This is a genomic window from Streptomyces sp. LaBMicrA B280, assembly GCF_049222185.1.
GTDB classification, from domain to species: domain Bacteria; phylum Actinomycetota; class Actinomycetes; order Streptomycetales; family Streptomycetaceae; genus Streptomyces; species Streptomyces murinus.
This window is the reverse complement of sequence record NZ_JBMJCT010000022.1, coordinates 143,364-160,491: the sequence shown is the minus strand read 5'-3', so window position 1 is coordinate 160,491 and position 17,128 is coordinate 143,364. Positions and strand designations below refer to the sequence as shown.

Annotated in this window: 14 protein-coding genes; 10 read left to right on the top strand and 4 right to left on the bottom strand. The window is 71.8% G+C overall.

The window, feature by feature from the left end:
* Positions 1 to 32: 32 nt before the first annotated feature.
* Positions 33 to 632, bottom strand: coding sequence for a TetR/AcrR family transcriptional regulator (locus tag ACLF5H_RS20055; protein WP_421677383.1), 600 nt, complete (start codon positions 630 to 632; stop codon positions 33 to 35).
* Positions 633 to 755: 123 nt separating this feature from the next.
* On the opposite strand from ACLF5H_RS20055, the gene ACLF5H_RS20050 reads away from it, so the two are divergent.
* Positions 756 to 1,769: a zinc-binding dehydrogenase gene (locus tag ACLF5H_RS20050; RefSeq protein WP_421677382.1), complete on the top strand. Its 1,014-nt coding sequence runs from the start codon at positions 756 to 758 to the stop codon at positions 1,767 to 1,769.
* Positions 1,770 to 1,965: 196 nt separating this feature from the next.
* Here ACLF5H_RS20050 and ACLF5H_RS20045 read toward each other — a convergent pair whose 3' ends face one another.
* Positions 1,966 to 2,775, bottom strand: coding sequence for a TrmB family transcriptional regulator (locus ACLF5H_RS20045; RefSeq protein WP_421677381.1), 810 nt, complete (start codon positions 2,773 to 2,775; stop codon positions 1,966 to 1,968).
* A gap of 241 nt (positions 2,776 to 3,016) precedes the next feature.
* Between ACLF5H_RS20045 and ACLF5H_RS20040 the strand changes: the two genes are divergently transcribed.
* Positions 3,017 to 4,285, top strand: coding sequence for a S53 family peptidase (locus ACLF5H_RS20040; protein ID WP_421677380.1), 1,269 nt, complete (start codon positions 3,017 to 3,019; stop codon positions 4,283 to 4,285).
* Positions 4,286 to 4,432: 147 nt separating this feature from the next.
* Complete coding sequence (locus tag ACLF5H_RS20035) at positions 4,433 to 4,852, top strand: ASCH domain-containing protein (RefSeq protein WP_421677379.1); 420 nt, start codon at positions 4,433 to 4,435, stop codon at positions 4,850 to 4,852.
* Between the two features lie 52 nt (positions 4,853 to 4,904).
* Here the strand turns inward: ACLF5H_RS20035 and ACLF5H_RS20030 are convergent, their stop codons facing one another.
* Both ACLF5H_RS20030 and ACLF5H_RS20025 read right to left on the bottom strand, forming a co-directional pair.
* Entirely contained in the window at positions 4,905 to 5,786 is an 882-nt protein-coding gene (locus tag ACLF5H_RS20030) for an alpha/beta fold hydrolase (protein WP_421677378.1), read from the bottom strand.
* A 128-nt stretch (positions 5,787 to 5,914) separates the two neighbouring features.
* Positions 5,915 to 7,357: an aminopeptidase P family protein gene (locus ACLF5H_RS20025; protein ID WP_421677377.1), complete on the bottom strand. Its 1,443-nt coding sequence runs from the start codon at positions 7,355 to 7,357 to the stop codon at positions 5,915 to 5,917.
* 346 nt (positions 7,358 to 7,703) lie between these two features.
* Between ACLF5H_RS20025 and ACLF5H_RS20020 the strand changes: the two genes are divergently transcribed.
* From ACLF5H_RS20020 to metC, 7 genes are all read left to right on the top strand, one after another.
* On the top strand, positions 7,704 to 9,410 hold the full coding sequence (locus tag ACLF5H_RS20020; RefSeq protein WP_421677376.1) for a DUF4157 domain-containing protein: 1,707 nt from the start codon (positions 7,704 to 7,706) through the stop codon (positions 9,408 to 9,410).
* A gap of 524 nt (positions 9,411 to 9,934) precedes the next feature.
* Complete coding sequence (locus ACLF5H_RS20015) at positions 9,935 to 11,155, top strand: ATP-grasp domain-containing protein (protein ID WP_421677375.1); 1,221 nt, start codon at positions 9,935 to 9,937, stop codon at positions 11,153 to 11,155.
* An 80-nt stretch (positions 11,156 to 11,235) separates the two neighbouring features.
* The gene (locus ACLF5H_RS20010; protein WP_421677374.1) at positions 11,236 to 12,480 is read left to right on the top strand and encodes a radical SAM protein; all 1,245 of its coding nucleotides are present in this window, start codon (positions 11,236 to 11,238) and stop codon (positions 12,478 to 12,480) included.
* A 48-nt stretch (positions 12,481 to 12,528) separates the two neighbouring features.
* Positions 12,529 to 13,749 carry an ATP-grasp domain-containing protein gene (locus ACLF5H_RS20005; protein ID WP_421677373.1) on the top strand — a complete coding sequence of 407 codons (1,221 nt, stop codon included), beginning with the start codon at positions 12,529 to 12,531 and terminating at the stop codon, positions 13,747 to 13,749.
* Complete coding sequence (locus ACLF5H_RS20000) at positions 13,746 to 14,618, top strand: sulfurtransferase (protein WP_421677372.1); 873 nt, start codon at positions 13,746 to 13,748, stop codon at positions 14,616 to 14,618. Before ACLF5H_RS20005 ends, ACLF5H_RS20000 begins: the two co-directional genes overlap by 4 nt.
* Complete coding sequence (locus tag ACLF5H_RS19995) at positions 14,615 to 15,874, top strand: MFS transporter (RefSeq protein ID WP_421677371.1); 1,260 nt, start codon at positions 14,615 to 14,617, stop codon at positions 15,872 to 15,874. Before ACLF5H_RS20000 ends, ACLF5H_RS19995 begins: the two co-directional genes overlap by 4 nt.
* Positions 15,871 to 17,082 carry a cystathionine beta-lyase gene (gene metC / locus ACLF5H_RS19990; RefSeq protein WP_421677370.1) on the top strand — a complete coding sequence of 404 codons (1,212 nt, stop codon included), beginning with the start codon at positions 15,871 to 15,873 and terminating at the stop codon, positions 17,080 to 17,082. Before ACLF5H_RS19995 ends, metC begins: the two co-directional genes overlap by 4 nt.
* The last annotated feature ends 46 nt before the right edge of the window (positions 17,083 to 17,128 follow it).

Sequence of the window (17,128 nt, the reverse complement as noted above, 5' to 3'; positions counted from 1 at the left end):
CGCCCCCGGGAGAGACGCACCCGCGGGCCGGGTCAGGGGACGGGTGGGGTGCGGGGGAGGGTGCCCGTGAGGGTCAGGGTGACGAGGCGGGTGGCGAGGTGCTCGTCGAGGGGGGCGCCGCTGATCAGGGTGCGGGTGAACAGGGCGCCGCTGATGGCCTCGATGACCAGGCCGGGATCCGTGTCCGGGGCGAGTTCGCCGCGCTCGACGCCCCGGCGGACCATGACGGCGCCGCGTTCGAGGCGCTCGGTCCAGTAGGGGAGGCGGCGGTCCGGCAAGGTGTCGTCGCGTTCGACGCTGAGCCGCAGCAGCGCCTCGCCCTGCGCGGTGGCGAGCAGCCGGGCGAGCGCGCCGAAGTAGGCGGCGAGGTCGTCGCGGACGCGCCCGGTGTCCGGCACGGGCATCGCCGCGTCGAGCTGTTCGGTCAGCGCGTCCAGGATCAGGTTCTCGCGGGTCCCCCACCGCCGGTAGACGGAGGTCTCATGGACGCCGGCGGCGCGGGCGACGGCACCGACGGTCGTACCGGCGAGCCCGTGCGCGGTCAGGACGTCCACGGTGGCGGCGAGCACGGCGGAGCGCATCCGGGCCCCCCGGCGGCGCAGGGGCGGTGCGTTCTGGTCGGGCGAGGGCATGGTCCAGCATAACGCAGGGCTACTTGCTTTAGCCCGGGAGCGGGCGTAGGTTTCATCGCAAGGCGACTTGCGTTAAGGGGCTCGCGGCCCCAGGGGTCGCCGCCGTGCCAAGGAGGCCATGTCATGGAGCAGATGCTCGCCGCCCGGCTGCACATCCCCAGCCGCACCCTGCGGATCGAGGAAGTGGCGAAGCCCGAACCCGGCCCCGGCCAGGTGCTGGTGAAGGTGGAGGCCGCGGGCGTCTGCCTGTCGGACGTCCATCTGATCGACGGCACCCTCACCCCGCTGCTGCTGCGCGGCGACACGGTCACCCTGGGCCACGAGGTGTCCGGCACCATCGCCGGGACCGGCCCCGGCGTCACCCGCTGGACCCCGGGCCAGCGGGTCGTGCTGTACGCCGGTGAGATCCGCGAGGGCGTCACGTACACCCGGGGCGTGGACTACGACGGCGGCTGGGCCGAGTACGCGCTCTCCTCCGAGCACGCCCTCACCGAGCTGCCCGCGGCCATCCCCTTCGACCAGGGCGCGATCATCCCGGACGCGGTCTCCACGCCCTGGGGCGCGATCACCGTCACGGGCGCCGTGAAGCCCGCCGAGGCGGTCGGCGTCTGGGGTGTCGGCGGGCTCGGCGTCCACGCCGTCCAGCTGCTGCGGACCGTCGGCGCGTACCCGGTCGTCGCGATCGACCCCAATCCCACCGCCCGCGAGCGCGCCCTCGCCCAGGGCGCCGACCTGGCGCTCGACTCCGCCGACCCGGCGCTGCGCGAGCGGATCCGTGAGGCGACCGGCGGGGCCGGTCTCGCCGCCGCGTTCGACTTCGCCGGTGTCCCGGCGGTCCGCGCGCAGGCGCTGTCGGTGCTCGCGGCCAAGGGCCGACTGGTTCTGGTGGGCCTCACCGACCAGCCGCTGACCGTCGCCGACGGCACCCGCTTCAGCTACCTCCAGCAGCAGATCCTCGGCCACTACGGCTCCGACATGCCGGTCGCGCTGCCGCAGCTGCTGTCCCTGCTCCAGGGCGGCCGACTGGACTTCTCCGCCTCGATCAGCGGCGAACTCCCGCTGGCGCGGGCGGCCGAGGCGGTCGAACGCCTGGAGAACAAGACCGGCGACCCGATCCGGCTGATCCTGCGCCCCTGACCGGGCGGCTCGGGAGGACGGGCGGTGGGGGGGGGGGGGGAAAGGGGGGCCGACACCCCCCCCCCCCCCCCCCCCCCCCCCCTCCCCCCCCCCCCCCCCCCCCCCCCCCCCCCCCCCCCGCCTTCGCACACCACACCGCTTCTTCACAAACCATCGCTCCCCCGCCCCGGCCATCTCCGCGCCGCGGCAAGGACGTTCAGAGCTCCGGACCCGGCCGCGCCGCCGCCCACACCGTGTCGAACGCCAGCCGCAGGCATGCCGCGAGGGCCGGATGTTCGATGAACAGGGTCGTCGTGGTGTCCGCCCCCGCCACCGGGTCCGGCATGTCGCACAGGACGAGGGACGCGTCGGCGATGACGAGCTTCAGGGGCAGGTCGGGCGCGAAGCGCGCCTCCTCCCCCGCGACGGCGAACCGGCGGACGTGATCGGCGGTCCCGGGGTCGGCGAGGGTGTCGCAGAGGTAGATCGCGCGGACCGTGCCGCCGCTCTGCCGCAGGCGGCGCACAGCGGTGATGCCCGCCGTGTTCTCGGGCGGTGCGACGAAGGGCGGTTTGCAAAAGGTGAGGAGTTCGTGACGGGCCTGAAACTGAATGTCGGCAAAACGTTCACTGATCGCCTTCGGGTCGCGCAGCACCTCGATGTAGTCCAGGGGGTCCGTGTGCTGCCGGCCCTGCGTCCACAGCGGGCCCAGCAGACCGGCCAGTTCCTGTGCGGAGCGCTCCAGCCGGTCGACGGTCTCCCGCTGGGCGGACATCAGCCGGGCCAGGGCCAGTTCGGGGGGCACCGCGGAGTACGTCGTCACACGTCCGGGGCGTGCGGTGGCCAACTGCCGCCGCACCAGGGCGTCCAGGACGTCGTACACGCGCTGGCGCGGGACATCGGCCTCGCGGGCCACCTCGGCGGCCGTGTAGGAGCCGCGCCTGATGAGTGACAGATAGATCCGGGCCTCGTAGCGGGCGAGCCCGAGGGACATCAGACGGTTGACGGTGGTGTCGTCCAGCTCCATGGCCGCTCAACCTATCGGCCGTCCAAAGAGCTTGAGCCAAGGTTTTACCAACTGCCCTTGTTCTCAACGGCAAACAGTCAATAACCTCAAGCCCAGCCACCACTGACCGGGGTGGCAGATCCATCGACATGCCCAGAACCAGACTCCGGCCGGCCACCCCCAACGGTGGGTTGTCATGCCTTTGACATGCCCATCAGGCCGTCGCTCCGGAGTCGACCATCCCCCCACGGAGGGCAGTTCTTTGCATTCCCACCGCAGAAGGAACCGCATACGCCGCAGCGCCCCCGCGCTGCTGTCCGCGGCGGCGCTGATCACCGGCGGCGTGGCCGTCGCCACGCAGACGTCGGCCTTCGCCACCACTCCTGCCGCCGCGCACGCGGCGACCACCTCCGCGGCCGCGTCGGTGCACACGCACCGGCTGTGTTCGCAGCCGAGCAAGCCCGGTTACATGGCCTGCCAGTCGGTCGAGCGCACCGACATCGCCCAGCACAAGTCCCTCGGCCGCAACGACACCCCGCAGGGTTTCGGGCCGTCCGACCTGGCCGCCGCCTACAACCTCCCGAAGGACGGCGGCAAGGGCCAGACGGTCGCGATCGTCGACGCCAACGACGACCCGAACGCCGAGAAGGACCTGGCGGCCTACCGCTCCCAGTACAACCTTCCCGAGTGCAGCACGGACAACGGCTGCTTCAAGAAGATCGACCAGGACGGCGGCACCAACTACCCGACCCCGGACGCGGGTTGGGCCGGTGAGATCTCCCTCGACGTCGACATGGTCAGCGCGGCCTGCCCGCAGTGCAACATCCTGCTGGTCGAGGCCAAGTCGGCGAACATGGACGACCTGGGCGCGGCCGTGAACCAGGCCGTCAAGCAGGGCGCCAAGTTCGTGTCCAACAGCTACGGCGGCAGCGAGGGGTCCGACGACACCACCGCGGACGACCAGTACTTCAAGCACCCCGGCGTCGCCATCACCGTCAGCTCCGGCGACAGCGGCTACGGCGTCGAGTACCCGGCGGCCTCGCAGTACGTGACGGCGGTCGGCGGCACCTCGCTGAAGAAGGACAGCAGCACCCGCGGCTACTCCGAGACCGTCTGGGGCACCTCGGCAGGCGGCGACGGCGCGGGTTCGGGCTGCTCGCAGTACGACGCCAAGCCGTCCTGGCAGAAGGACACCGACTGCGCCAAGCGCGCGGTCGCCGACGTCGCGTCCGTGGCCGACCCGGCCACCGGTCTCGCCGTCTACGACACCTACCAGGCCAGCGGCTGGAACGTGTACGGCGGCACCAGCGCCGCCGCGCCCTTCATCGCCGGTGTCTACGCCCTCGCGGGCGCCCCGGGCTCGGGTGACACCCCGGCGTCCTACCCGTACTCCCACCCGGACCAGCTGAACGACGTGACCAGCGGCTCGAACGGGTCCTGCGACGTCGCCTACCTGTGCCAGGCGGGCAAGGGGTACGACGGCCCGACGGGTCTCGGCACCCCCAACGGGACCGGCGCCTTCACCAAGTAGTCCGGGACCGATCCGGACCGTGTGAGCGCCTCGACGCCGGTCCGTCCGACCCCCGCCGCGGGTCGGACGGACCGGCGTTCCGCTTTACGCTCCAACGGCATTGTGGGATACGGGAGTTCGGACACACTGTCGGGTACGCTCGGCCGTATGAGTGCTGATGATCTCCCCAATCTCGCCCTCGCCTTTCCCGGCCCGGAGCGCGACAGCGGGGTAGAGGCCATCATCAGCGGCCGCAAGACGGCCATGACGGCGCTGGTCGAGATCCTGGAGCGGACGGGGCAGCCCCTCCCCCAGGCCGGCCAGCGGTACGCGGTGCTCGACTCGGACGACCGTACGGCCGTCGTGATCGAACTGACCGAGGCCCGGGTGATCCCGTTCCGCGAGGTGGACGACCGGTTCGCGCTGGACGAGGGCCGCGGCTACGCGAACGCCGAGGAGTGGGCCGCCGGCCACCGGGACTTCTTCCGCGGTGAACAGGTGACCGAACTGCTCGGCTACACCCCCGTCGTGGACGACGACGCGCTGGTCGTGGCCGAACGGTTCCGGGTGGTCGACGCGGAGGACTAGTTCCGGGTGACCGGCGCGGAGGAGTGGGACTCTCCGGCGTCGCGATGCCCGCTCAGCCGGTGTGGGCGGCCAGCGCGTCGATGAGCGTGGGCCAGAGTTCGCGGGGGCGGTCGTGGCCCATGTCGGGGATCAGCAGGAGTTCGGCACCGGGCACCAGTTCCGCGGTGCGCCTGCCGCCGCTGGGGTCGATCAGCGTGTCGTCCAGGCCGTGGATCACCAGGGTCGGTACCCGCAGGGCACGGAGCACGTCCGCGCGGGAGCCGCTGAGGATCATCGCGCCGAGCTGCCGTGCGATCCCGGCGGGACGGTAGGCGCGGTCGTAGCTCGCGGCGGCCAGTTCGCGCAACGCCGCGGCGTCGCCGTACCGCCTGGAGGCCCACACCAGTTCCTTCTCCGCCACCGCGACGTACCCCTCCCGGTCCGCGGGCTTCGGGGCGAACAGCACGGCCTGCGCCTCTGGGCTGGATCCGCCGTACCCGCTCTCGCCGGTCGAGGACATCATCGATGTCAGGGTCAGCACCCGCTCCGGGGCGGAGACGGCCATCGTCTGGGCGATCATTCCTCCCATCGAGGCGCCGACCACGTGGGCGCGTTCGACACCGAGCGCGGTGAGCAGGCCGAGGCCGTCGGCGGCCATGTCGGAGAGCCGGTAGGGAACCATCGCGAGCGCGGCGGGAAGGTCACCGGAGCTGACGGCGGCGATGAACTCGCCCATGTCGACGGGGTGGTCGTCGAACCCGGTGGACAGCCCGCAGTCGCGGTTGTCGTACCGGATCACATAGCGGCCGCGGTCGGCCAGCGCCCGGCAGAAGTCCTCGTGCCAGGCGGGCAGCTGCGCGCCGAAACCCATCACGAGCAGGACCGGGGGGTCGCCGGGGTCGCCGAAGGTCTCGTACGCGAGGGACACCTCGGAAGACACACCGATGATCGACATGCGTGGAGACTGTCACGGCCGGTCAGGGCACGCACCTGGAATTCCGGCACGCCGGTTCCCGGCCCCGGTCCGCCCGCCTTCGGCGTGGTGCCGGTCGCTCTCCCGGGAAAGGAGGAGCTGCCCCCAGGTCAGTCCGCGAGTCCCGCCATCCAGGCCTCGACCTCCTCCGAGCGGCGGGGAAGCGAGACGGAGAGATTCTCGTTGCCGGACTCCGTGACGAGGATGTCGTCCTCGATGCGTACGCCGATGCCCCGGTACTCCTCGGGCACGGTCAGGTCGTCGGTCTGGAAGTAGAGGCCCGGTTCGACGGTGAGGACCATGCCGGGCTCCAGCGTGCCCTCGACGTACATCTCGGTGCGGGCCGCGGCGCAGTCGTGGACGTCGATGCCGAGCATGTGGCCCGTGCCGTGCATCGTCCAGCGGCGCTGGAGGCCGAGTTCGAGGACCTTGTCCACCGAGAGGTCGCCCAACAGGCCCCAGGAGACCAGGTGTTCGGCGAGCACCCGCTGCGCCTCCAGATGGTAATCGCGAAAACCGGCACCGGGCCGGACCACCGCGATCCCGGCCTCCTGGGCCTCGTGCACCGCGTCGTAGATCTTGCGCTGGAGCGGCGTGAAGCGCCCGCTGACCGGCAGGGTGCGGGTGATGTCGGCCGTGTAGAGGTTCCGCGTCTCCACACCGGCGTCGAGCAGCAGCAGGTCGCCGGGGCGCACCGGGCCGTCGTTGCGCACCCAGTGGATGGTGGTGGCGTGCGGGCCGGAGGCGCAGATCGAGGCGTAGCCGACGTCGTTGCCCTCGACGCGGGCGCGCAGGAAGAACGTGCCCTCGACATACCGCTCCGACGTGGCCTGTGCCTTGTCGAGGACCCGTACGACGTCCTCGAAGCCGCGCGCGGTCGCCTCGCAGGCGAAGCGCAGGTCGGCGATCTCGAAGTCGTCCTTGATCCGGCGCAGCTCGGAGAGGAACACCCGTAGTTCCTCGTCGCGTTCGGCGGTCACCTTGCCGGTGAGGGCGTCCTCGATCATCGGGTCGTGCCCGCGCAGCACCCGCACCGCCCCGGTGGTCTCGCGCAGCGCGTCCGGCAGGGGGCGGACGTCCGCGCAGGGCAGGCCGAGGAGTTGGGCGTTCTCGCCGAGGCTGTTGCGGCGGCCGTCCCACAGTTCGCCGCGGGCGGAGAGCCAGAACTCCCCGTTCTCCCGGTCGGATCGGGGCAGCAGATACGCGGTCGCGGTGTGGCCGCCGTCCTCGCGGGGCTCCAGGACCAGCACGCCGTTCTCGGTCCGGTCGCCGGTGAGATACGCGTAGTCGGCGGAGGGCCGGAAGCGGTAATAGGTGTCGTTGGCGCGGACCTTGAGCCGGCCGGCCGGGATCACCAGGCGCTCACCGGGGAAGCGGGCGGAGAGCTCGGCGCGCCGGCGAGCGGTGTGGGCGGCCTGGGCTATCGGCTTCAGGTCGTCGCGCTCGGTGTCGTCCCAGCCCTCGTTCATGTTCGTGGCGAGTTCATCGCCGATCTTGCGGTCGAGGCCGTTCTTGCGCGGTGCGACTGGTGCGCCGGACGTCCGCTCGGTCACGTTCTCCTCCTGCGTCGAATCGGTCGGGACCGCCCGTTCGCCTGCGGCCGACCGTCATCGGCCCGGATTTTCCGGAGCCTTCTCCTTAACCTGTTTCATGCGGAACCGGTGACCGGCCGGGCAGTGGATCTGCCCGTGCGTTGCCCGTTTCGCCCTGTTCGGGGGAAGCGTCCCTGTCGTACACCGGCAGGGTGGGGCAGGTCTCGGCGTGGTGAGGAGAGTTGTGCACGGTCACCGGAAGCGACACGAGGATCCCACGGCGCCGGGCTCGCGGCCCCGGCCCACCACGGAGCGCGCCGCGGACGCTCAGCGGCCCGTGCAGCCGGGCGCGCCACGACCGGACGCGATGGCCTCACTGCAACGGCTGATCGGCAACGCGGCGGTCAGCGAGATGCTGGGCCGCGCCGGGGCGGAGCGGTCCGCGGCGGCCGAACAGCAGTCCACCGCGGTGCGCGGGGTGCTGCGCTCCCCCGGCCTGCCCCTGGAGGAGTCGGTGCGCGGCGACATGGAGGCCCGGCTGGGCGCGGACTTCTCCGATGTGCGTGTGCACACCGACCGGGCGGCGCACGAGTCCGCGGCCGCCGTCTCCGCCGAGGCGTACACCTCCGGCTCGCACATCGTCTTCCGCGAGGGCCGCTACGACCCCTCGTCCGGCGCGGGCCGCGAGGTGCTCGCCCATGAGCTGACGCATGTCGTGCAGCAGCGGCGCGGCCCGGTCGCCGGTACGGACACCGGGGGCGGGCTCGCCGTCAGCGATCCGGCGGACCGGTTCGAGCGGGAGGCGGAGCGGGTCGCCCGGCGGGTGACGGCCGACGGGGCGTCCGAGGCGGTGGCCGACGGCCCGGCACGGACGCCGACGGCGGCGCATGCCGGCGCGGGGCTGACCGTCGCCCGGCTGATGTCGGTCGACGAGTTCCAGGGTCGTACCACCGTCGGCGCCTTCCAGCGGCGCGGCTCGTCCATCGACGAGGTGGAGCGGGCCCTCGCCGAGTGCCACGGGGCCGGGGCGCGGCCGGACAACTTCGCGGGCAGGGCCGATCGGCTGGAGGACCTGGTCCAGGCCGGCCAGGACTATCTCACCCGGTCGAAGTCGGCCCGGCACGGGCAGGTCGTGCAGGCCCTGCTCGCCGAATGCCGGCCCGAGGCCGCGCTCTTCCGGCAGCTCGCGAACGCCGACGGCATCGCGAATCCGCTGGCGCAGGCGCGCGCCTTCCTCGCCGCGCAGGAGGCCGTCCTCCAGCGCGTCCGGGCCGCGCACCTGGACGTCAACAGCGAGCTGTCCGTGGCCAACGTCCATCTCCAGACCCCGCTGCTGCGGGCCCTCCACGCGCTGACGGACGCGGAGAAGAGCACCATCGTCGGGGACGATCTCCAGCTGCTGACCGAGCTCCAGGCGGATCCGCAGGCCCCGCAGATCACCCGGGACACCCTCGGCGACCTGCTGGCGAACCGGGGCATCGTCAACTTCACGACCGGCTTGCCGGGGACGAGGCTGTCGGGTCCGGGAGTCGCCGAGAAGTACACCCTCAAGCACATGATGGCGCAGGGGGAGGGCGCGACCGAGCGGCTGGGCTCGCTCGCGCACGAGCTCACGCACGTGGACGCCGGTGAGAGCTTCGACAACACGCAGATCCTGCTGCTGTCGCGGCGAAACCTCGCCGACGCCGACATCAAGGCGCTGGCCACGGAGCGCAAGGCGCGCGTCGACGCCCTCCAGGCGCTCCTCCACCGGTCCGGGGCGCTCACCCCGGACCAGGCGAACCTCTTCGAGTCCAAGCTGACGTACGCCACGGATCCGGCCAAGGGCGTCGGCCGCTACGCGGCGCAGTTCAAGGACAAACTCGATGCGGCCACCCATCAACGCCTCATGGAGATCGAGGGGTTGACCAGTCCCAACAGCTCCACCCTCGTGGAGTACGACACCGTCGTCACCCAGCTCCTCGTGTATCTGCACCGCTGGGGCGTCCCCCAGACGGATCCGCTCTACACGGCGGTCACCCAGCTGGCGACGGAACTGCGCAACGACCGAAGGGCCGCGGCGGCGGGCCACTAGAGCGCGGGCCACCGGGCGGCACATCACCGGCCGGCACGCCACCGGGGCCGCACACCACCCGACCGCCACCCCGAGAAACCAGCCGTACGGTCCCGGCCGCCGCCGCGGCGCCGATACGGCGGCTACGGCAGCGCTCCTCCTGCTCAGCCCCACTCGTCCCAGCGAAACGAACCGGTCCCCCCGTAACCCCGCCCCTCGCCCCCGCGTCCTGGATTTTGACCAGAAACCGCCGCCGCCGCCCATGGCGTACTGCGGTTTCGTGAACGCAATGTGAAGGCGTGGCCGAGAAATTGGCCGAAACAAGGACTGCGGCGACGGGGTGAACACGGAGCGCGAGTGATCGGCCACCCGTACACATCTTCGTGCGGGACCTGGGGACATAGCCCGAAGTCCGGGTCGGGGCAGGTCACAGCGGTGAATTCGACTCAGGAAGACACCTGTTGACATTCGGCGAGGGCGCTTGCGATCGTCATGCTCGCCGCGCCGCTTCGAACGAGCGGTCGGCAAGGGGACGGGGAGGAAAAGTGGACGCAGTGGGTGCGGGCGGCGGCCCGGAGGGGGACTGTCCGGGTACGGACGGTACGCCCACACTGGTGATCATCGGCGCCAATCCGACCGTGGCACGGGCCGCGGAGACACTGCCCGGGACGCTCATCCATGTCCAGCGGCCCGGCGCACCCGAACTCGACCCCGGCACCCGGGTCCTCACCGTCGACTTCGAGGATCTGCCCGCCTTCCTGGCCTTCACCGACGAGGTGCTGCGCCCGCTGCGCCCCACCGCCGTCGTCTCCCTCACCGAGTTCGGCCTGGAGCCGGCCGCGCTGGCCGCCCGCAGGCTCGGCGTCGCCGGTGTCGACCCGGCCGTCGTCCGCACCACCCGCGACAAGCTGGAGATGCGGCGCGTCCTCGAACGCGAGGCCCCGCATCTGAACCCGGCCTTCGCGGCGGGCGACGACGCGGCGGCGGTGTCCCGGCTGTTCGCCGCCCACGGCCGGGTGGTGGCCAAGCCGGTGGACGGCGTCGGCAGCACCGCCATCGCCCTGGTGGACGACCTCGACGCCCTCCCCGCGGACCGCCGTACGGCCGCGACGCTGCTCGAACAGTTCGCCGAGGGGCGGGAATTCAGCGTCGAGGCCCTCTCTTCCGAGGGCCGGCACACGGTGATCGGCATCGCCGAGAAGGGCACCACCGACGGCTTCGTCGAGGTGAGCCACATGATGCCGCCGCCCTCTCTGGACCAGGGTCGCCAGGAGCTGGTCGGCCGTGCGGTCGGCGAGCTGCTCGACGCCCTCGGCGTCACCGACGGCCCCAGCCACACCGAGGTCAAGGTCGACGGCGACAAGATCATCGTGATCGAGACCCACACCCGCCTCGGCGGCGACGGCATCGCGGACCTGGTCCGGCTCACCACCGGCGTCGACTGGCGGCACGCCGCCCTCGGCTGGGCGATCGACGCGGGGATCCGCCAGGCCCCCGCCACGGCGGCGGCCGCCGCCACCGTCTTCCTCACCGCCTCACCCGGACGGGTGACCGCCGTCGCGCCGCGCCCCGTCCTCGCCCGGGGCGACGTCCACACCTGGGACCTCCATGTCCGGCCCGGAGCCGCGGTCCAGCCGCTGCGCTCCTCCGCCGACCGGCTCGGCATGGCGGTCCTGACCGCGGCCGACACCGACTCCTGCGCGGCAGCCGTCGCGGAACTGACCGCCCTCCCGGTGGTCGTCACCGCGCCCGAGCCGCACCTCTGACGAGAACCCCGCTCCACCTCTCGTCCACCTCACCGACGAACCCGTCACTTCTCTGACGACGACACGATGCCGGGGGGCACATGTACACCCAGAACGACCCCATTTCCTATGATTTCCACGGCGATGTTCCGTTCTCCACGCCGTTCAAGGACATCAAGCCCGAGGACATCCACCTCTATCTCGACCTCGACACCAAGGTCGGCAAGAACACCTGCGGCCAGAAGTGCGCGCACTGCTGGTTCGTCAACTACGAGAAGGTGTACGACAAGTCGTTCGCGATGGAGGAGGGCCCCCGCATCCTGGCCGGCCTGCGCGCGCACGGCTATCAGGTCTACCCCCGCTACGTGGACAGCTTCGCCTACGACGGCGCGTTCATGAAGCTGTACGGCACCGCCAACAACCGTGAGTTCCGGCAGGAGTCGGACCACACGCCGACCGCGACCATGGAGAAGGGCGACGCCTGGACCAGTGGCCGCCCGCTGCTCGCCGACAACTGGCGCGACCTCCTCGACCTGGCCGTCGAGAACGGCTACGGCACCGTCTCCATCACCTACCACGGTGTGATCGACGAGAACCTCGAGGTCACCGACCACAAGACCTACCCGATCAAGGGCGTCTTCTCCGGCGCGGACACCGAGGAGGTGCTGCGCCGCATCGCCGAGTACAACCAGGACGTCGCCCCGCAGGACGCCTTCCGCGTCAACATCGGCGTCACCATCGGCCGCCACAACCACGGCCGTACCTCGCTGGAGCGCTACGCCCACTACTTCAACAAGCTGGGCGTGGCCACCGTACGGTTCAACAACTTCACCGACCACGGCAACCGGCACCCCGAACTGCGCCTGTCCCGCGAGGAGATCGAGCAGGCGTACCGCGACTTCAAGTGGGTCCACGAGACGATCCCGCTGGGCTTCCAGCTCGGTGTCAGCGAGGACTTCGGCACCTTCGGCATCAAGGCCATGGGCTTCCCCGGCCATGTCGGCTGGTGCCGGGCAGGGCGCCAGCTGTTCGCCGCGATCCCGGCGGCCGAGGAAATCCTCTCGGACGGTCCCGAGGGCCGCCGCGAGAAGATCGGCGACGTCGTCGGCTGCGTCAACACCTTCGAGCCGCACCTGGGCATCCTGACCCGCACCGTCACCGACGGCGAGGCGGGCGAACAGGTCACGTACGACGTGGAGTTCGACCAGGACGAGATCGAGGCGTTCACCGCCAAGCGGCTCTCCGGCACGTACAAGGACGGCTGCTTCGCCACCGAGCTGTCCGAGGAACTCGGTCTGATCTCCCGGGTCCCGGAGCGGCGCCGGCTGCCGATCCTGACCGACTGAGCGTCCCGACCGGTCCCGTGCCCTGATCGCAGAGAAAGTACCGCCCCGATGCGCCACATCCTCGTCTTCGCCAAGACGCCCTACACCAAGACCCCGTACGACCAGTGGCTGGCCGGCACCGGGATCGTCCCGGTCGTCCTGACCCCCCGTGAGTACGCGCAAGGGTACGGCCATCTGCCGTACGTGCACGCCTTCGACGCGTACGACACCAACCAGCTGGTGGAGAAGACCGCGCTGCGCCTGGCCCGCGAGTTCGACGTCGAGGCGGTCTTCGCCCGCGCCGAGGCGGACATCGTGCGGGCCGCGCGGTTGCGGGAGTCGCTCGGTCTGAAGGGCCAGCACACCGCGAGCGCGCTCGCGTTCCGCGACAAGGTGGTCATGAAGGACCACCTCGTCCGCGGGAGCGTCGAGATACCCGCCTACCGGCAGGTCGAATCGGCGTACACGATCCTCGACTTCGTCGCGGAGCACGGCTACCCGGTCGTGATCAAGCCGGTGTCCGAGTCGGGCTCGCTGGGCGCGGCGATCGTCCGCGACGAGGCGGACCTGGACGCGTATCTGGCCTCCCCATGGCGCGGGACCAGTGAGATCGAGGTGTTCGTACCGGGGCAGATGTATCACGTGGACGGGCTGGTGGCCGGTGGCGAGGTGGTCTTCGTGCACCCCTTCCGCTACCTCCACGACTGTCTGTCCTTCCGGGACGACGACTGGGTGGCCAATCTCCCGCTCACCCGGTCGGATCCGCTGTACGACCGGCTGGTCGAGGCGGCGCGGGCGGTGCTCGCCGAGCTGCCGACGCCGCCTGCGACCGCGTTCCACGCCGAGTTCTGGATCACGCCGGACGACCGCCTGGTCTTCTGCGAGATCGCCAGCCGCACCGGCGGCGGCATGATCAGCGGGATGGTCCGGCACGCGTTCGGCATCGACCTGGACAAGGAGTGGCTGTACGCCGAGTGCGGCCTGCCCGCCACCATCGGCGCCCCCGTCTACCGCCCCGCCGGAGCGCTGTGCATCCCGCCGCGGCACGGGCTGCTGGAGCGGCTGCCGTCGGCCGCCGACGGACAGCCCGAGTGTGTCCGTGAGGAGATGCTGACCGGGGCGGTGGGCCAGGTGTTCCACGGCGGGGTCAAGTCCGGTCTGTTCCTGGCCGGTTATGTGGTCGACGGGGACACCGAGGACGACGTGGCCGCCCATCTCGAACAGGTGGCGGTCTGGTTCTCCGACAACTCCCGGTGGCGGCCCGTCCTTTCCGGTGGAGGTGCCGCATGAGCGCGACAACGCCCCCGGACAACTCCCTTGCCGGTGTTCCCGGTCCGGTCGTCGGGGCGGACTGGGTGGCCGGGCGGCTCGGCGCGGGCCTGGTTCTCTTCGACGCCTCGGTCGGCGCGCGGCGGGGCGGCGCCCGGCGCCTGCCCGGAGCCCGGCCCTTCGACCTGGACGGCGAGCTGTCCGATCACTCCTCCCCCGTGCCGCACACCATGCCCGGCGCCGAGCGGTTCACCGAGGCCCTGCGGGCGCTCGGCGTCAGCGAGGCGGACACGGTCGTGGTCTATGACGCGCTGGGTATCTACTCCAGCGCCCGCGCCTGGTGGATGCTGCGCGCGATGGGCTTCGACCGGGTCGCCGTCCTCGACGGGGGCCTGCCCGCCTGGGCCGCCGCTGGCCATCCGGTGGAGGGCGTGCCCGCCGCCTACGACGGTCCGCGCGGCACCTTCACCGCGCGGCCCCGGCCCGGTCTGATCGTGGACGCCGACACCGTCGCCGAGGCACTCGCCGATCCGCGTGCCGCCGTGCTCGACGCCCGGACGCGGGAGCGGTACGCCGGTACCGCGCCCGAGCCGCGGGCGGGGCTGCGCGGTGGCCATATGCCGGGCTCGGTCAGCCTGCCGTTCGGAGAACTCCTCGACGGTGACGGCCTCTTGGCGCCACGGGACACGCTGCGCAAGGCTTTCGAGGAGGCGGCCGGGGACCGTGAGCGGCTGTACTTCAGCTGCGGCTCCGGGGTGACCGCCTGTGTCCTCGCGCTCGGCGCCACCGTGGCCGGCTACCGCGAGCTCGCGGTGTACGACGGCTCGTGGAGCGAGTGGGGGCTGCCCTCGGAGCGCCCGGTCGCCACCGGCGGGAGCGATGCGCCGTGAGCGGCGGACCTCGCGCGAAACTCGGCGCGAAATACCGGACGTTCACCGGGCTGCCGGCCGCGCTCAAGTCGCTGATCGTCCTGTCGTTCGTGGTCGCGCTGGGCAGTTACATGGTCACGCCGTTCATCGGGGTGCTCATGGTCGAGGCGGTCCACCTGGACGTCCGGGTCGCCGGTGTGCTGGTGGCCGTCGCCACCTTCATCCAGTTCGGCGGCAGCATCCTGGGCGGCGCGGTCGTGGACCGGCTCGGGCTCAAGCGGACCATGGTCCTCGCGCTCACCGTGCGCACGGCCGGTCTGGTGCTGCTCGGGCTGGCGGTGCGGGTGCCGTGGGTGGCGTATCCGGCCGTCGTACTGGTGGCGGGCGGCCCCGCGCTGTATCTCCCGGCGAACAAGGCGTACATCGTCACCAGCGTCTCCGACGAACTGCGCCCGCTGTTCCTCGGAGTGAGCAGCGCGGCCCTCAACGCGGGCATGGGACTCGGTCCGTTGTTCGCCGCGCTGCTGGTCGACGCCGATCCGATGCTGCTGCTGATCGGCCTGGCCGGGCTGTTCGCCCTGATCACCGTGGCCCACCAGATCACGCTGAAGTCGGTCGAACGCCCGTCGGCGGCCTTGCCGTCGGCGACCGGGGACGAGGCGTCCACCCGCAAGTGGGCGGCGCTCCGGGGCGCGTCGCGCCCGGTCCTGTTCACCGCTGTCGCCTACTACCTCTACTTCTTCTTCCAGAGCTTCATGGGCCTGTACGCGGCCGGGGTGTCGAACATCCAGGCGCTGGGCTGGGTGATGCTGCTCAACTGCGCCATGGTGGTGGTGCTCCAGCCGCCGCTCGCCGACCGCATCGCACGGGCCGACTACCGGCTGCTGGTCGCCGGTTCGTTCGCCCTGATGGCGCTCGGCACGGCGGCCATGTCCCTCGGCCGCACCCCGGCGCTGCTCGCGGGTACCGCGCTGTTCACGATGGGCGAGATCTTCCTCTTCCTGCGCTGCGATCTGGAACTCGTGGAACTCCTGCCGCGCAACGCCGCGTTCGCCTTCGGTGTCCAGCGGCTGACGGGCGGGGTCGGCGGGCTGCTGGCCGGTGTCGTCGGCGGCTTCGTGTTCGCCCACTACAAGGCGAGTGGTGAACTGGGCACGTTCTGGCTGGTGGTCGGGGCCCAGTGCGTGATCGCCGCGCTGCTCGCCCTGGCGCTGGGCGGCCGCAGGCAGCCCGCCGTGCCCGAACGGCCCCTGTCCGAGGCGGCGGTGGGCCGGTGAAGGAGCCCAGCGACTCCCCCGCGACCCGGTACGTCCACGCGGGCGCCGATCCGCGCCGCCAGAGCGGCTATGTCAACCCGCCCGTCCACCGCGCCTCCACGGTCCTCTACCGGGACATGGCCGAGATGGAGGCATCCCAGGCCGACCCGCTCAAGCGGGGCGGCCCGGTCTACGGCCGCTTCGGCACGCCGACCAGCCGCGCCTTCGAGGAGGCGCTGACCGAACTGGAGGGCGGGCACGCGACGGTGGTGACCTGCTCCGGTCTGGCGGCGGTCACCACGGCGATCCTCGCGTACGTCCGGGCCGGCGACCACATCCTCGTCAGCGACTCGGTGTATCTGCCGACCCGCCGGTTCTGCGACTCGCTGGCCGCGCTGGGCGTGGAGACGGAGTACTACCGCCCGGACGCCCCGGCCGCCGCGATCGAGTCCCTGATACGCCCCGGCACCCGTCTGCTCTATCTCGAGTCCCCGGGCTCCACCACGTTCGAGGTGCAGGACATCCCGGGGATCACCGCCGTCTGCCGGGCCCGCGGGGTGGTCACCCTCGCGGACAACACCTGGGCCACGCCCGCGTTCTGCCGTCCGCTGGAGCTGGGTGGCGGGGTGGACGCGGTGGTGCACTCCGCGACCAAGTACCTGACGGGGCACGCCGACAGCATCCTCGGCGCGATCGTGTGCACCGAGGACAGCTACCCCCTCGTGCGGGGCGCGGCCATCCGGCTCGGCCAGTGCGCCGGTGCCGACGACGCCTACCTGGGCCTGCGCGGCCTGCGCACCCTCGGCGTGCGGCTGGCCCGGCACCACGAGCAGGGCCTGGAGCTGGCCCGCTGGCTCGCCGGGCGGGAGGAGGTGGCCGCCGTGCTCCACCCGGGGCTGCCGGCGGACCCCGGACACCGGTTGTGGCGCCGGGACTTCACGGGCGCCGCCGGACTGTTCGGCGTCGAGCTGGCGCGCGGCTTCACCAAGCCGGCCGTCGACGCCATGCTGGACCGGCTGCGCCTCTTCGGACTCGGGCACAGTTACGGCGGTTACGAGAGCCTGGTCGTCCCGGCCGACCCCGTCTCCCATCGGCTGGCGGGCACCTGGGCCGGGCGGGGGCCGCTGATCCGGGTGCATGTCGGGTTCGAGGGGCTGGAGGATCTCCGGCGGGACCTGGCGGCGGGCTTCGAGGCGCTGCGCTCCCAGGGCGCCCCCGCCGACTCCTGATCCGCGGACTGCCGGCCCCTGATCGGCGCGGCGCCGTGTCACGTGA

Coding starts and splice junctions, on each gene's coding strand:
- ACLF5H_RS20055 (WP_421677383.1), bottom strand. CDS start 632: ATGCCCTCGCCCGACCAGAACGCACCGCCCCTGCGCCGCCGGGGGGCC.
- ACLF5H_RS20050 (WP_421677382.1), top strand. CDS start 756: ATGGAGCAGATGCTCGCCGCCCGGCTGCACATCCCCAGCCGCACCCTG.
- ACLF5H_RS20045 (WP_421677381.1), bottom strand. CDS start 2,775: ATGGAGCTGGACGACACCACCGTCAACCGTCTGATGTCCCTCGGGCTC.
- ACLF5H_RS20035 (WP_421677379.1), top strand. CDS start 4,433: ATGAGTGCTGATGATCTCCCCAATCTCGCCCTCGCCTTTCCCGGCCCG.
- ACLF5H_RS20030 (WP_421677378.1), bottom strand. CDS start 5,786: ATGTCGATCATCGGTGTGTCTTCCGAGGTGTCCCTCGCGTACGAGACC.
- ACLF5H_RS20020 (WP_421677376.1), top strand. CDS start 7,704: ATGGCCTCACTGCAACGGCTGATCGGCAACGCGGCGGTCAGCGAGATG.
- ACLF5H_RS20010 (WP_421677374.1), top strand. CDS start 11,236: ATGTACACCCAGAACGACCCCATTTCCTATGATTTCCACGGCGATGTT.
- ACLF5H_RS20005 (WP_421677373.1), top strand. CDS start 12,529: ATGCGCCACATCCTCGTCTTCGCCAAGACGCCCTACACCAAGACCCCG.
- ACLF5H_RS20000 (WP_421677372.1), top strand. CDS start 13,746: ATGAGCGCGACAACGCCCCCGGACAACTCCCTTGCCGGTGTTCCCGGT.